The following is a 17118-nucleotide window of genomic DNA, read 5'->3' on the forward strand; positions in this document are numbered from 1 at the left end:
AATACGTTTGATGAGAAATATATATGACCAGATACATGAGCTTGAGGGCATACCCAGGCTAACCAAGCACGAACAGTTTGTACGGGGCATTATCAATGCAGTTGATAATAGAGTGGTTGCGGTAGGCGATCTGCTGCCATCAGTCAACAAGTTGATGAATGAGTTAGGCTTTGCCCGGGAAACCATAATGAAAGGCTACAAGGAACTCATTAAGCGCGGTATTGTAGAATCCCGTAACCGTATGGGCTTTTTTATTGCCAGTGCAGATACCGGGCAGAACTTGCGGGTAGCGTTAGTGCTTTACGCATTTGATACTTTTCAGGAGACGTTCTACAAAACATTTAAGCAGCACCTTAATCAGGAAGTGCTTCTTGATGTATTTTTCCACCATAACAATATCGATATTCTGGACACCATTATCAGCAACATACGTGGCAAGTATGGTATGTATGTGGTAGCGCCCATACCAAATCCACGAACCCGGGATATTCTAAAAAGTATCCCCCTGGATAAATTCCTGATGATCGATCGTTTTGAACAGATGGACGGCGACTTCTCATACGTTACACAGGAGTTTGAACAAGCAACATATAAAGCTTTCTGCGAATTAAAAGACGTAATAGCGCGCTATGACGAGTTTGTTTTCTACTACCGTCCATCTACAGATACACCAATTGAAATTCTGCGGTCTTTTAAAAGATTTATTAAAGAATACGACATAAAGGGAACAATACAAACGGAATATACTGTGGGAGCGATCACTAAGGGAAAAGTATATTTTACTATTAACAATACAGAACTATGGGCCATGCTGAAGGACTGCATAAATAAAAACCTGGATCTGGGTACCGACGTGGGTATCTTGTCGCACAATGATGACATGGTAAAAGAGATTATCTGCGGTGGTATCACCACTTATTCTACTGATTTCAGGTTAATGGCTGAAGCAGCAGCTGCATTTGTAATGTCAGGTAAAGCAATTAATAAGATCATTCCCACAACGCTAATCAGGCGCAAATCATTGTAGCGTCAATAAGTAGAGTGTATATCTATATTCTAATCAATATTATCAACATCGCTTTAGTTTGCCATGCTACTTAGTTTTATCATTTGTACCGGATTGGTAGCCTTAATTTCCTGGCTCAAAACAAGAAGGACACGCCTAAAAACGGTGAATGATTATTTTTTAAGCAATCGCAGCCTCGGTTTTGTGCTGGTTGGCTCCTCTATTTTTTTGACCAACCTGAGCAGCAACCTGCTTATCGGCGAAAACGAGTCTGTATATATCAATAACATGTCTGTTATGGCCTGGGGGATGACATCTATCCTGGCAATGCTTGTTGTGTCGGAATTTCTGCTACCGGTTTATCTGCGCATAGGTGCCATCACCACCCCCGATTTTTTAGAGCACCGTTTTGATGCAGTTACCAAGAGGATAGTATCTATTGTTTTTCTGGCCAGTTATGCAATCAACCTTATTCCCACCATTTTATACGGTGGTGCACTGGCTATGAACGGTATATTCCACGTTAGCGAGCGTACGGGGTGGGATTCAACCACCACTAGCTGCGTGCTTATTGTGATCATTGGGATTACGGGTAGTTTATACTCCATTCTTGGCGGCTTGCGGGCCATGAGTATTTCCGATACATTGTTAGGCCTGGGTATGATGACAGGGTGCCTGCTCATATCTTATTATGGGTTTAAATATCTCGGTCATGGCAATTTACTAAGTGGGGTGAAGGTTATATTACATCAAAAAAAAGAACATCTCAACGCCATCGGCTCAGTTACAGATGCGGTACCCTTCGGCACAATTTTTACCGGGATGCTGCTCATGAACCTGTATTACTGGGGCATGGAGCAATTTATAGTTCAGCAGGCACTCGCATCTAAAAATCTGAAAGAGTGTCAGAAAGGTATAGCGCTAGCCTGCGTGGGCAAATTACTATCTCCGTTAATTTTGAACTTGCCGGGACTAATTGCTGTGCACATGTATCCTCATCTTGATAATACCCGGGAGGTATTTCCAAGGCTGATCTCGGATATTCTGCCCGCTGTTTTCCAGGGTTTTATGGCATCCATCGTTTTAGGGGCAGTTTTCAGCACTTTTAATGCCGGCCTCAACAGTTCAGGAACATTATTTATCATGAACATTTACAAGCCCTGGTTTGATAAAGCAGGCAAGCAGAAAAGCGATGAGCAATTGGTGCGGGGTAGTAAGATCTTCCAGGTGTTGCTCACGCTGATGGGATGTTGTATAGCGCCGTTCATTATCTTGTTTAAAGGCGGCTTTTATACTTATATCCAGATGCTGTCCGGCTTTTTTAGCGTGCCCATTTTTTCTGTTTTACTTGTAGGCCTTCTGACCCGCAGAGTGCCGCCCGTAGCTGCAAAAATTGGACTGGCCTTTTTTATATTGACCTATGCTGGCGTTATCTTGATATTTCATCCGCCAATGCATTATTTGCATGTGTTGGCTATCCTGTTTGTAGTCACTATTGGTATAATGTTGTTGATAGGGCGACTGTTCCCGCTCAAGGTGCCTTATCAACCAGAAAAGCATCCGGTAGTAGATATTCAGCCCTGGCGTTACCGGCATTTGGTAAGTGCGCTGCTCATTACTCTGATGGTGCTCGCCTTTGTCTTGTTCTCGCCGCTAGGCATCGCCGGTGGATAGTACATGTAGTTCACAATTGGTATAATATTCGCAATCACTAACGAACAATCCTATTGGTAGGCTTTATCTGTACTATTCTATACTTTATTTAAGAATTCGTTTTTAAGTTTTTGTTAATTTTTCATGAAACAGAGTTGACGGTAGGATTATCAAGGGGGTGTTAAAAATAAAATATGCATTGGGTAAAATCTATCGCAAATGATTTTATACTTTCAATCGAATGATTAATAACGATTTAGCTAATAATAAATTAGCTAACTGTAGCGATTTTTAATAAGAAATAACTGCCCTCTAAATACAAAGAATTCAATACTTAAATAATCAGTATTATGAAAAAAGTAATGAAAAGTTTGCAAAAGTCATTTTATATTTTCACTTTTGAATTATAGTATAGTATAGAATAGATATACAAACTGTACTAGTATACCAATTATTAACCAGTTGCTTAAAGATTAGTGTTTTCCATTATATAATGTGCTGCTAATAGCGCATGGTGCAAATGGATGTTTGATATGTAGCCATAGCCAATTGTTTGCTGCGAAGTAAACCAGGGGTATTATGCGGCTGGTAACAGGATAGGTAAGTAAACAACCAATTTTAAACAACATAATTCCTCTCACATGAACCAAAAAAACAAACCACCGGAAGGTAAGACCTAAGGCCACGATGCTTAAAGTAGCTTTAATTCATTCTACAATGTCTATTACCATTCCATGTTAAACGAAACCAACTTAACTTAAATTATGAAAATTTTTACTCATTCCATTTTAAAGGATAGCGATATGAGGCAAGCTTTTTCCGGCGGTTGCCTCAAAAGGCGGCTTATTACCGGTAAATACAAGCTTGCTTTGTTTCTGCTGATTCTTTTACCATTATTCTCGCTGAACGCCCATGCGCAAACTAGTACAGTCAGCGGTACGGTATCTGATAACACCGGCACATTGCCGGGAGTTATTGTTACAGTTAAAGGCACAACCACAGGAGTAACCTCGGACATTAAAGGAAACTACACGCTTAAGGCGCCCGGAAATGCTGTGCTTGAATTTAAAATGATCGGTTATCAAACAAAAACGATCGACATCAATAATCAGCAAACTATTAACGTTAAGCTGGAAACAGACAACAAATCACTTGATGAAGTGGTGGTGGTTGGTTACGGTTCCCAGAAGAAGATTAATCTTACAGGATCAGTTTCGACTATATCCGGCGATGAGATGACTCAAAGACCGGTGGTAAACGTGACTACTATGCTGGAAGGCCTTGCACCTGGTGTGGCGGTAAACCAAGGCAGCGGTGAACCGGGAAATGAAAATGCTTCAATTTTAATCCGTGGTGTAGGCACATTTAGCGGTGCCGGTACCTCTCCGTTAGTTTTAATCGATGACGTGCCCGGCAATTTAAATGATGTTAACCCCAGCGATATCGAAAGCGTATCTATTCTGAAGGATGCTTCTTCAGCTGCAATATATGGCTCAAGGGCTGCTAACGGCGTTATCCTGGTTACTACCAAAAAGGGAAAGGCGGGAAAAATGAAGATTGAATATGACGTGAATTACGGTATAGCAAAAGCAACAAAACTTTTCCAGGTGGTGACCAATTCTGTACAGTATATGGAGATGTACAATCAGGCGCGGATCAATTCCGGCTTACCGGATACCTCCCAGATGTATAGTCAGGCAGATATCAACGCTTATGCAACTCATCCCAATAGTTCTTTATATCCCAATACCAATTGGCTGAATTATATTTTCAGGACAGCGCCCACTCAAACCCATAATCTTACATTTAGCGGTGGTAACGATAAGACTACCTATGACGTCAATCTGGGTTATTCCGACGAGCAAGGTATTATGAAAGGGTTTGACTACCAAAAGTATAATATTCGGACTAATATCCAGTCCAAGATTAATGACCATATTACATTTGGTTCAAACATCCTGTTAAAATCAGGGGTTAGGGATGGCACTTCTAATGGATCAGAGGATATGTTCTTGTCCGCATTATCTCAGGCGCCCACTTATGGCCCTTATACAACCGATGGTAGCGGGCATTATACCTTTAAAACTTATCCGTTTGAGTACAATAATAAAAATCCGGTAGCTGTGTTGAACAGCGGACTTTATAACGATGTCAATGATTATGTAACAGACATTCAGGGCTGGTTAAATGTAAATTTTACCAAAGATCTCTCCTGGTATACCAAAGCGGCGTTTAACGGGACGTTCACTCATTATAAAACTTTTGGGGAAAATATTCAGGAGTATTATTACACCACTGATCAGCCCGGAGAATTATTCGATGTAAATCAGGGACTGGAATCTCAGGATTACACCACATTTTATAGCAATATATTTAGTTACTTAAAGTATCAGCATTCCTTTGGCAGTCATAACCTGATGGTTCAAGGCGGATGGAGTTTGGAACAAAACACAGACGAAAATCTGGAGGCTTCCCGGCTAAACTATGTAGACAATAGCTTACAGGAGATCAATGCCGGAAGCCCGTCGGTTGAATCGAACGGAGGAGACAGCGACCAATGGGCATTGGAATCCTGGTTCGGCCGCGTGGATTATAATTATAAAGAGCGTTATTTGCTGGAAAGCAATATCCGCGTTGACGGTAGCTCAAAATTCGCTCCAGGTCATCAATGGGGAACCTTTCCATCTGCATCAGCAGGTTGGAGAGTTACGGAGGAGCCGTTCTTTAAAGATTTAAATGCAAACTGGGTTAGTAATATAAAAATCAGAGGATCATGGGGCCAAGTGGGAAATCAAAATATTGGAAATTATCCCTATCAGGCTTTGTTAAATTTAACCGGAGCCTATTCATTTGATAATCAAAATCTGACCCCCGGGGTTGCGCAGACAGCATTAAATGATCAAACAATAACTTGGGAAACCACGACAATGACCGATGTAGGCGCCGACATAGAATTATTCAACCATTTCAATGTTACATTCGATTGGTACAACAGGGTAACCTCCAATATTTTGCGTTCGGCACAAATTACAGCTGTAGTTGGCCTAAGCGCACCTACTATCAATGATGGGACCGTTGATAATAAGGGCGTTGAACTTGCGCTGAACTATGCTAATGCAGTAAAAGGGGGGACTTTTGGGGGACTTTCTTACGGCTTTGGGTTAAATCTGGATCATAACACTAATAAACTCGTTAAATTTGGTGCGCCTGAGATTAGCGGTAATACGATCAATGAACAGGGTTATCCCATCGGTTCTTTTTATATGTTGAAAGTGGCCGGTATTTTTCAGAACGCTGCCGAAGTTAGCAGTTCACCGAAACAATACAGCGATAACACGCAGCCGGGCGATCTGAAATATGTTGATGCGAACGGAGACGGTAAAATTGACGACAATGACAGGGTAATTATACCGGGGGTTGTTCCAAAATTGAATTATTCATTTAATATTAATACCGGTTGGAAAGGTTTTGATCTGCGTATATTCTTCCAGGGAGTGTATGGCGTAAAATATTTTGTAGACAGCTGGGGTACGATCCCGTTTGTTCAGGGAGCGGTTCCGACGACTAACTGGCTTAATGCCTGGACGCCAACAAACCCATCCACCACAATGCCTCGCATCTACTGGGGTTCTGATGCGCCTCAGTCAATTACCAGGCCTTCAACATTTTTCTTACAGGATGGTTCGTACCTGAGGTTAAAAAGCCTGGTTTTCGGGTACACACTACCTGCGAGTATGACGAAGCATATTGGACTTGACCGTGTAAGGGTATATTTTTCAGGAGATAACCTGTTTACAGACACCAAATACCCGGGCCTTGATCCTGAGCGCGGTGGTAGTGGGGATTATCTGACGTATCCACAAAACAAAGTGTATTCCTTCGGTCTCAATGTTACTTTTTAATAGTTATAATCATGAACACAAAAAAATATATTCTATTATTTGCAGCCATCTTATTGATATTTGATTCCTGCAAAAAAGATCCGCTGAACCTCAATCCGCCCGATCAGATCGCTACAACGACATTTTTTAAACAAAAAAGTGATTTTGATGAGGCCCTTGCGGCAGTTTACGGTTCAATGCAAACAGAAGAATTTTCCTACGGTATGGGTTTCCGGGATTGCCTTACGGATGATGCATACAATCAGTTTAACTCAGGAAGCGTAACTAGTATTGATCAGGGTGATCTGAGCCCAACAGTCGGCGGTTATCAACAGGCAATTTATGATGACGCTTATACCAGCATTGCACGTGTAAATAATTTTCTGACGCAGTTAGCTGCTTACAACGGCAGTGACGTTACAGATGCTATCAGGAAACAATATATGGGTGAGGTAATGTTTGTAAGGGCATTTATGTACTATCAGTTGTACACCATTTATGGCGATATACCGCTGGTTACTAAACCGCTTACACTTGCCACAGAGAACCAACCGAAAGTACCGGCGGCGCAAATACTGGCACAAATAGAGAGCGACCTGAATTATGGCATCGCTAACTTAGGCACTCAACCTTACATCTCTAACTATGGTCATGCTTGTGCATCTTCGGCACAAGCTTTGCTGGCTAGGGTGTTAATTTTCGCTGCGTACCAGGGAACAGGTGTGGTTGATCCTACCATTATGACACAGGTACTGAACCTCTGCAAGGCCGTTGTTCCGCAGTATTCTTTAGATCCCACTTATATCAATGTGTTCAGGGATGCTACACAAGCGAGCAGCAAGGAAGTGATTTTTACCATAAATTTCCTTGCTCCTAATAACACCGCACCATGGGATTTATACTATGGTAATTACGATGCCTGTGCGCCTTATGAAAATATGGTTGACGATTATGAGTGTACGGATGGTTTACCATGGGGGACCTCACCGTTAACGGATAAAGTGAACATATTTAACAATCGTGATCCACGATTATCCGTTAGTATTTTTAAAGGGTTTGTTGACTGGGGAAATGGAAATACTTATGTTCCTGCCAACCCGGTTCCTACCGGCTATGGAACAAAAAAATTCCTTGAACCCACAAATATACCGTACAGCTTCTCAACGCTTAGCCAGCAAGATGCTGTTATCTTACGCGAGGCAGAAGTTATGTTGATGTATGCTGAGGCGGAAAATGAGCTAAACGGGCCGGATGCTACTGTATATCAGCTGACGACAGCTATCCGTGCCAGATCTGGTATGCCAGCGTATCCGGCAGGTCTTACACAAGATCAAATGCGTCAGCGCATTCGTCATGAGCGCAGGATCGAACTGGCATTTGAAGGGCTTCGTCATTTTGATCTTGTTCGTTGGCATATAGCCGGACCGACGTTAAACGGACTGAATACGGGGGTAATTACTTTTAACTGGCAAGACAAATTTTATCAATGGCCATTGCCACAAACAGAAATTGATAAAAGCGATGGTGTGTTGGTGCAAAACCCTAATTATAAATAAATTGGTTTAATTGATTATATAATGAGTGCAATAAGGTTCATTAATTTGGACCTTATTCATTTATTATAATGGTTTTTAGATTTATCTTTTATGAAAAAAACGATAGTGTGTTTGTTTGGTTTATTGATGTTTTTTAATGCCGCTATCGCACAGCAATCATCCCCTCTAAAGTCAGATTACTGGAAAGGTTTTGACCGGGTTCATTTTTTAATTGGCATACATCCGGCTTACGTTGTTAAGCCCATAAAGGCGCTTCCCGGAAATCCCTGGGTCTGGCGTGCATCCTTTCCAGACTGGCACACAGACATTGATAGTATATTGCTTCGGAAAGGCTTTTATGTGGCATATGTTAGTTTTGATAATCAATATGGTAGCCCCGCAGCGATGCAGGTTTGGGACAGATTTTATAACCTGTTGACGGATTCACTCAAGTTGTCATCCCGCCCCGCTTTAGAGGCGGTAAGCCGTGGCAATCTATACGCCTTTGGCTGGGCCAAACGCAATCCGGATAAAGTAAGCTGCATCTACACTGAAACACCTATATATGATATAAAAAGCTGGCCAGGCGGTAAGGGAAAAGGTATAGGCGACCCTGAGTGCTGGAAACAGCTTAAAGAGGTTTATCATTTAACTGAAGAGCAGGCTATGGCTTATAAGGATAACCCGGTGGATAACCTGGAAGGACTGGCCGCTTTTAAAGTGCCTGTATTAAATGTAATAGGCCTGAATGATAAAATAGCCCCAAGGGAAGAGAATACAGATATATTTGTTCAACGATACACGGCGCTTGGTGGTCCGGCTGCAATATATCCTGTTGCTGATGGTCCTCAGGAATTACAGGGGCACCATTTTCCGATCAGGCGCCCCGAATATTTTGCTGATTTCATTTTTTGCAACAGCTACCCGGTGAAAAAGATATTGCCCTATATTGATTACATCAATACCAGAAGTGGGATCGCTAATTTTTATAAAACGATACTGAAAAACAAAAAAGCGACCGTTGCTTTCCTGGGCGGTTCTATCACTTTTAACCCCGGATGGCGTCAAATGATCTGTGCCTATCTACAGGAGCGTTTCCCTGATACACATTTTCATTTTATTGCAGCAGGCATTCCTTCACTAGGTAGCCTTGCTCATTCTTTTCGCCTGCAAAGGGATGTATTAGATTCCGGCAAGGTGGACCTAATGTTTGTTGAGGCCGCGGTAAATGACCGGGGTAGCGGTGTTGACAGCGCTACACAAATGCATTCCTTAGAAGGAATTGTACGGCATGCACGGAAAAGCAATCCGTCGATGGACATGATCTTTATGGAGTTTGCTGATACTTATAAAAATAACGACTATGATAAGGGTGTTGTGCCGGGTGAAGTCTTCCGGCATGAGGCTGTAGCTATCCACTATAACTTACCTTCTATTAACCTGGCAAAAGAGGTGCACGACAAGATTCTAAATGGGGAATTTGACTGGAATAATGATTTCAAAGATATTCATCCTGCACCCTTGGGGGAAGAATTATATTTTGAGAATATCAAAAAGTTTCTTGAGCTGAGCTTTGATCGTATCCCTGCCGATCTGAAAATAACAGACCATGCTCTTGCTAAGCCCACCAGCAAATACAGCTTTGAGGATGGGCGCTATGATGACGTAACTCATGCTCAACATGATGCCAACTGGATTTATAACAGCAACTGGACACCCTCCAACCATGAATCCACGCGAGATGGGTTTGTAAATGTACCGATGCTGACAACAGAAACGATAGGGGCAACCCTTAAATTTCCATTTACGGGTAATGCTGTCGGCATTGCCGTCGTATCTGGCGATGATACGGGCATCATTTCTTACTCGATTGATAATGACGCGCCGCAAAGGCTTGATCTATACACCGAGTTCAGCAACTGGCTGTATTTGCCATATTACCAATTGCTGGGTAAAGATTTAAAAAATGGCAAGCACATCCTGACAATTAAAATAGAAAAGGACAAAAATCCAAACAGTAAAGGGAATGCTTGTCGCATTGTACATTTCCTTGTTAACGGTTAATCATCAACAGTAAAATTCACCTGCAAAACTGATATAACAACATGTTCCGATCCTTATATAAAGCATTTTTTATTACGATAATAGCCCAAAGCGTTGTTGCCCAGGAGCCAGCCAGGAAACTAACCGCTTACGTTAATCCTTTTATCGGCACCGGCGCAGTAGCATCCAGTTTATCGGGTAATAATTTTCCGGGGGCAACCGTTCCGTTCGGCATGGTGCAACTTAGTACGGATACCCGAGATGCGCCGGATTGGAGCGTGGCTTCGGGTTATGATTATAATGACCATACTATAGTCGGGTTTAGCCATACCCATTTGAGCGGTACCGGCGCTGCCGAGTTATTCGACGTATTATTTATGCCAACCATCGGCGAAATAAAAACACGTGCCGGCAAGCCGGAACAAGTAGGGAGCGGTTATGGGTCAAGGTTTTCTCATGATCAGGAAAAGGCAACGCCCGGCTATTATCAGGTAAAACTCCAGGACTATAACATTAACGCGGAACTTACAGCTACTGAACACGCGGGGTTCCATCGGTATACATTTCCTAAAAATAGCCAGGCCCACGTGGTAATTGATCTTAACCACTCACTTAAAAAACCGGATTGGGGGTGCCATATTATTAATTCGCAGTTTAAAATGGTCAATCAAAATGTATTGGAAGGGTATCGACTAATAACTGGCTGGGCAAAATTGCGGAAAGTGTATTTTTATATAGAATTTTCGAAACCGATAACAGGCAACCTGTTTGTTGACGGAGATACAAAATATCTTGATCAAAGGCTGATTAATGGAACAGATCTGAGAGCGGTACTTAATTTTAGCACGGATGATTCCACCCCGTTACTTGCTAAAATTGGGCTTTCTGCTGTTAGTATGGAGAATGCAAAACTAAACCTAACTACAGAAATACCTGATTGGGATTTTGACAAAGTAGTATCTGAAGCAGACGCCAAGTGGGAGAAAGAATTACAAAAGATAAAGGTTGAAGGTACTGATGTTAAGAAGCAAATTTTTTACACTTGCCTTTATCATGCCTTGTTACAACCTAATAACCTTGCTGATGTAAACGGTGATTATATGGCTGCTGATTACACCACTAAAAGGGCCGAAGATAAAGTACATTATTCCACGTTTTCGTTATGGGATAGTTACCGCGCAGCTAATCCGCTTTATACCTTAATTGAATCTGAGCATGACGGGCAGTTTGTGAATAGCATGCTGCGCCAATACAAGACTTATGGTTATTTGCCGATCTGGCAACTATGGGGACAGGAGAACTATTGCATGATAGGAAATCATTCAATCCCTGTGATTGTCGATGCGGTATTTAAAGGCTTGCCGGGTTTTGATGTAAATGAAGCGTACGAAGCGGTAAAGAACTCTTCTATGACCGACCATCCTAACTCCCCGTTTACCATATGGGAGAAGTATCATTACATGCCTGAAAATTTACAATCACAGTCAGTATCCATCACTTTGGAAATGGCTTATGATGACTGGTGTGTAGCTCAGTTCGCAAAAAAATTGGGTAAGGATTCGGATTACGAACATTTTATGGCCCGGTCTCAATACTACAAAAATCTTTATGATGTTAAATCGGGCTTTTTCAGGGCAAAAAATGATGCGGGTAAATGGATAGAACCTTTTGACCCGGTTAAATATGGATCCAACGGGGGAAACCCTTATACAGAAGGTAACGCATGGCAGTATTTATGGTATGTGCCTCAAAATATCCCTAACCTTATAGCATTAACGGGAGGGGATAAATCGTTTGTAAATAAGTTGGATACTTTCTTTAACTTAAAAACGGGATCAGAAGAAGTTAACGGAAATGCATCTGGTTTTATTGGGCAATATGCCCATGGCAATGAGCCCAGCCATCACGTAACCTATCTTTATGATTATGCTGGTGAGCCCTGGAAAACACAGTATTATGCCTCTAAAGTGATGAATGAACTTTATAATGTTTCATCATCAGGATATGCAGGTAATGAAGATTGCGGCCAAATGTCGGCATGGTATATTTTCAGTGCAATGGGTTTCTATCCGGTAAATCCGGCCAGTGGCGTGTACGCTATCGGATCACCTCAGTTTAATGATGTACTGATTCAATTATCGGATAATAAAACATTCAGAATCAAAACGAAAGGCGTGTCTGCTCAAAATATTTACATACAATCTGCTATGCTTAACGGCAGCCCTTATTCACATACCTATATTACACAAAAGGATTTGATAGAAGGCGGCACTTTAGTATTTGTTATGGGGCCGAAGCCAAATAAAAAATGGGGCGTAGCGCCGGAAGACAGACCTGGTAATAATGGATTTTAATTGCATATAACAAATGCGCTTGGCTATATAACAGAGCCTCGTATTAAACTTTAAATAAATGATTAACCAACGAATTTTTAAGATTTTTATCGGGTTTACATTAATCTTTAATTACTGCTGCGCCCAGCAAAAGCCATTGCGCTTATGGTATGACAAACCAGCGACTCAATGGGAGGAAACACTGCCGCTAGGTAACGGCAGGCTTGGTATGATGCCTGATGGCGGGATAGATCAGGAGAATATAGTGCTCAATGATATAACATTATGGTCTGGAGCACCGCAGGATGCCAATAACTATAATGCTTACAAAGTTTTACCGCAAATAAGAAAGCTGCTTGTTGAAGGCAAAAATGACGAAGCGCAAGATTTGATTAACAAGGATTTTGTGTGTACCGGTAAAGGCGGAGCCTCTGTGCCATTCGGTTGTTACCAGGTGCTTGGCAATCTCAGCATAAAATATAAATACAATGGCGCTGATAGTACCGGCAGCCAGTTTAATAATTATGAGCGCGAACTATCATTAAACAATGCTATTGCCAAAACCACCTTTAAAGTAAATGGTGTTATTTATACAAGGGAATATTTTACCAGTTTTAATAACGATATCAGCATTATAAGGCTTACTGCCGATAAAGCGGGACAGCTAAATTGCAGCATTAGTATTAGTCGCCCGGAGCGGAGCAATGTAACGATAGCTGGTGGCGAATTGCAATTAAGCGGCCAATTGGATAATGGTATTGATGGTAAAGGAATGCAATATATAGCGCGTGTAAAGGCCAAACTGCAAGGAGGGACTATGAGCCTTGTAAATAACATGCTGACTATCAAAAATGCTACTGACGCTATAATATATGTATCAGCCGGAACAGATTTTAGGGGTGTAGCTTTCAAAAAAAATACTGAGGCCATACTCAATGCCGCTATAAATACACCTTATTCCATCGAGAAGCAAAAGCATATCAGCAATTACCAAAAGCTTTTTAACAGGGTGAATATCAATTTAGGTGACGCCAATAATATTAAAGAAACAACGGATAAAAGGTTAATCTCTTTTCATAAAGACCCGGCATCAGATAATGGCCTGCCCGTTTTATTTTATCAGTTTGGGCGATACCTGAGCATTAGCAGCACAAGGGTAGGTTTACTGCCGCCAAACTTGCAGGGCTTATGGGCAAACCAGATCCAAACACCGTGGAATGGCGATTATCACCTGGATATTAACGTGCAAATGAATCATTGGCCGTTGGAAGTATCAAACCTGTCGGAACTTAATTTGCCATTAGTAGAGCTGGTGCGCGAAATGATCCCGCATGGCGAAAAAACAGCAAAAGCTTATTATAATGCCGATGGCTGGGTGGCACACGTAATAACCAATCCCTGGCATTTTACCGAACCCGGAGAAAGTGCATCGTGGGGGGTAACTAAGGCCGGTTCAGGTTGGTTATGTAATAACATCTGGGAGCATTATACTTTTACTAACGATAAGAAATACCTGGCTAGCATTTACCCCATATTACGTGGCTCTGCATTATTTTATAACAGTATATTAGTTAAAGATCCTAAAACCGGTTGGCAGGTAACCTCGCCATCATCATCACCTGAAAATTCGTTTTATCTGCCAAACGGTAAAACTGCCAGTATTTGCATGGGTGCAACAATTGATAACCAGATCATCCGGGAGCTATTTAATAATGTAATAACCGCCTCGAAAATATTGGGCAACGATGAAGCCTTCAGGGCACAGCTAAGCGCTAGATTAAAGGAACTGCCGCCTCCGGGCGTTATATCTAAAGATGGCCGTATACAGGAATGGCTGGAAGATTACAAGGAAACCGATCTACACCATCGCCATGTTTCGCACTTGTATGGTTTATTCCCGGCATCATTAATAACGCCTGATGCTACACCTGCGCTTGCTGAAGCCGCGAAAAAAACGCTTAACGTTCGTGGAGATGATGGCCCAAGCTGGTCTATAGCCTACAAAATATTGTGGTGGGCAAGATTGCACGATGGTGACCGCGCTTTTAAACTCTACTGCCAGTTAATGAGGCCTACTTTGCGTAACGATGTTAATTATGGTTCAGGAGGAGGTATTTACCCTAACCTGCTCTCAGCAGGGCCGCCATTTCAGATCGATGGCAACTTTGGTGCAACAGCGGGCATTGCCGAAATGCTGATACAAAGCCATGCTGGTTATATCGAACTGATACCAGCAATACCAAATGAGTGGAAAGCAACGGGAGAAGTGACTGGCTTAAGGGCACGCGGTAATTTTACGGTAAGCTTTGCATGGAAAAATGGTAAGGTCACCAGCTATCACATTACCAACCCGGACGGAAAAAAAGTTCTGATAAAGATGAATGGGGTGCTGAAAGCTATAAGGTCAGAGAAAGCATAATTATTAGTAACATTTATAACATAATAAATTTGAAAAACAGTAGTATATTTTACAGAGGTTGCCTTACAGTTATTTGTATAACAGGTTTATTGGGGACAGGAAGCGCCTGTGCCCAAACGGTCACTATACCAGTTGAAACAGCCGAAACAGCTATCGTATTACAGGTGGCGCCAAATAAAGATGTGAACACAATTTATTTAGGAAAGAAGTTAAGCAATCCGGAGGAATACGGCGGTATCCCGGGCGTATACCAACAGGGAAACAATTATTCGGGGATGTACAATTCCGCGTATACACCGGCAGGATCGAGGAACCTGTTGGAACCGGCTATAGCGGTAACGCATGCCGATGGCAATAATTCGCTCGATCTGAAATATGTAAACCACTCGGTTACTAGGGTAAGTGATGATGTATCGTTATTGTCAATACAGCTAAAAGACCCTGTGTACGATTTTGAAGTTACACTATACTATAAATCGTATTATAAAGAAGATGTCATCGAACAATGGAGTGTTATTGAGCATCATGAAAAGGGTAATGTAGTACTGCAAAAATTTGCTTCGGCCAATATTAACCTGAATGCGGGCAGTTACTGGTTAAGGCAATATCATGGCGACTGGGCTAAAGAAATGCGCCCCGAAGAAACTGAGTTAACGCATGGCATCAAAACACTGGATTCCAAATTAGGAACCAGGGCAGATCTTTTTATGCCTTCGGTATTTATGGTTTCATTGAACCATCCTGCAACCGAAGATGAAGGCAGTGTCCTGTTTGGTTCGTTGGAGTGGAGCGGCAATTTTAAGACAGATCTGGAAATAGACCCGCAGGACAACCTGAGGATTATATCCGGTATAAACAACTATGCATCACCCTATCAGCTTGCCGCTGGCCAGCCATTTGAGACACCGGCTTTTGTGTATACATTTTCGAGTGAGGGCAAAGGCAAAGCCAGCCGTAATTTGCAATCATGGGCGCGAAATTATAAACTGGTGGATGGAAAGGGAAACAGGATGACCTTACTCAACAACTGGGAATCTACCTATTTTGATTTTAATGAGAATAAACTCAGCGAGCTGCTAAAGGATACGAAAAAACTCGGTGTAGATTTGTTTTTGCTTGATGATGGCTGGTTCGGGAACAAATATCCGCGTAACAGTGACCACGCAGGCTTAGGCGACTGGCAGGAGAACCGTAAAAAGCTGCCAAACGGCATCGCTGCGATTGCAAGGGAAGCTCAAAGTGATGGTGTAAAGTTTGGCGTTTGGATAGAGCCAGAAATGGTTAACCCTAAAAGTGATCTGTATGCCAAACACCCGGATTGGGTGATTAAGCAGCCGAAAAGAGAAGAGTATTATTTACGTAATCAGTTGGTGTTGGACCTGAGTAATGCACAGGTACAGGATTTTGTATATCATGTAATAGATTCTTTATTTATTAAAGACCCGGCGATGGCTTATATTAAATGGGATTGTAATTCGGTGATCTATAATGCTTATTCCGTCCATCTTCATCAAAATCAATCCCAGTTTTATGTAGAGTATGTAAGGGGGCTATATAAAGTGCTGCAAAGGATTAGGGCAAAGTATCCGGATGTGCCAATGATGTTATGCTCAGGCGGTGGTGGCCGGGTAGACTATGGTGCATTGCAATATTTTACTGAATTTTGGCCGAGTGATAATACTGATCCGGTTGAGCGGATATTTATGCAATGGGAATATTCCTATTTTTACCCTGCTATAGCAAGCGCAAACCACGTAACCGATTGGGGAAAACAGCCACTTAAATTTCGTGTGGATGTAGCCATGATGGGTAAACTGGGTTTTGACATTGTTATTGATAAACTAAGCGGTAATGATCTGAAATTTTGCCAAAATGCAGTTTCTACCTACAATGATATTAAGCCTATCATCTGGCAGGGCAACCAATACCGCTTATCAGACCCACGTACGGAAAGTGTAGCTTCGCTGATGTATGTAAATGCTGATAGGTCATCAGCAGTTATGCTAAATTACCTGGTCAATTACCGGTATGACGAAGGAAGTAAACGACCTATCCGGTTGAAGGGACTGGACAGCGCTAAAAAATATAAAATAACTGAGATTAACCTTTATCCCACATCTACATCTGTAATAAATAGTACAAGTGTTTATTCCGGTGATTTTTTGAGCACGGTCGGGTTTAATCCTGTTGTTAATTCAGACAGAACCAGTGTGGTGCTTAAAATTGATGCGGTAAAGGAGTAAAAAGT

The 17118-nt window shown here is 41.9% G+C and carries 8 protein-coding genes; all 8 read left to right on the forward strand.

Features of this window, described 5'->3' with window-relative positions; translation table 11 throughout:
* Positions 1 to 10: 10 nt before the first annotated feature.
* The 8 genes from GSQ74_RS14945 (at position 11) to GSQ74_RS14980 (ending at position 17113) form a co-directional block, all read left to right on the forward strand.
* Complete coding sequence (locus tag GSQ74_RS14945) at positions 11 to 1027, forward strand: GntR family transcriptional regulator (protein ID WP_158994640.1); 1017 nt, start codon at positions 11 to 13, stop codon at positions 1025 to 1027.
* Between the two features lie 63 nt (positions 1028 to 1090).
* Complete coding sequence (locus GSQ74_RS14950) at positions 1091 to 2680, forward strand: solute:sodium symporter family transporter (protein WP_158994642.1); 1590 nt, start codon at positions 1091 to 1093, stop codon at positions 2678 to 2680.
* A 743-nt stretch (positions 2681 to 3423) separates the two neighbouring features.
* The gene (locus tag GSQ74_RS14955; RefSeq protein ID WP_158994644.1) at positions 3424 to 6561 is read left to right on the forward strand and encodes a TonB-dependent receptor; all 3138 of its coding nucleotides are present in this window, start codon (positions 3424 to 3426) and stop codon (positions 6559 to 6561) included.
* Between the two features lie 11 nt (positions 6562 to 6572).
* A complete protein-coding gene (locus GSQ74_RS14960) occupies positions 6573 to 8096 on the forward strand; it encodes a RagB/SusD family nutrient uptake outer membrane protein (RefSeq protein WP_158994646.1) in 1524 nt (507 codons plus the stop codon).
* 90 nt (positions 8097 to 8186) lie between these two features.
* Positions 8187 to 10139, forward strand: a complete 1953-nt coding sequence (locus GSQ74_RS14965) for an SGNH/GDSL hydrolase family protein (protein ID WP_158994648.1) — start codon at positions 8187 to 8189, stop codon at positions 10137 to 10139.
* 41 nt (positions 10140 to 10180) lie between these two features.
* Positions 10181 to 12472 carry a GH92 family glycosyl hydrolase gene (locus GSQ74_RS14970; protein WP_158994650.1) on the forward strand — a complete coding sequence of 764 codons (2292 nt, stop codon included), beginning with the start codon at positions 10181 to 10183 and terminating at the stop codon, positions 12470 to 12472.
* A 58-nt stretch (positions 12473 to 12530) separates the two neighbouring features.
* Positions 12531 to 14870, forward strand: a complete 2340-nt coding sequence (locus GSQ74_RS14975) for a glycoside hydrolase N-terminal domain-containing protein (protein ID WP_158994652.1) — start codon at positions 12531 to 12533, stop codon at positions 14868 to 14870.
* 29 nt (positions 14871 to 14899) lie between these two features.
* On the forward strand, positions 14900 to 17113 hold the full coding sequence (locus GSQ74_RS14980; RefSeq protein ID WP_158994654.1) for an alpha-galactosidase: 2214 nt from the start codon (positions 14900 to 14902) through the stop codon (positions 17111 to 17113).
* The last annotated feature ends 5 nt before the right edge of the window (positions 17114 to 17118 follow it).

The sequence above is a fragment of the Mucilaginibacter sp. L196 genome, assembly GCF_009765905.1.
Lineage (GTDB): Bacteria > Bacteroidota > Bacteroidia > Sphingobacteriales > Sphingobacteriaceae > Mucilaginibacter.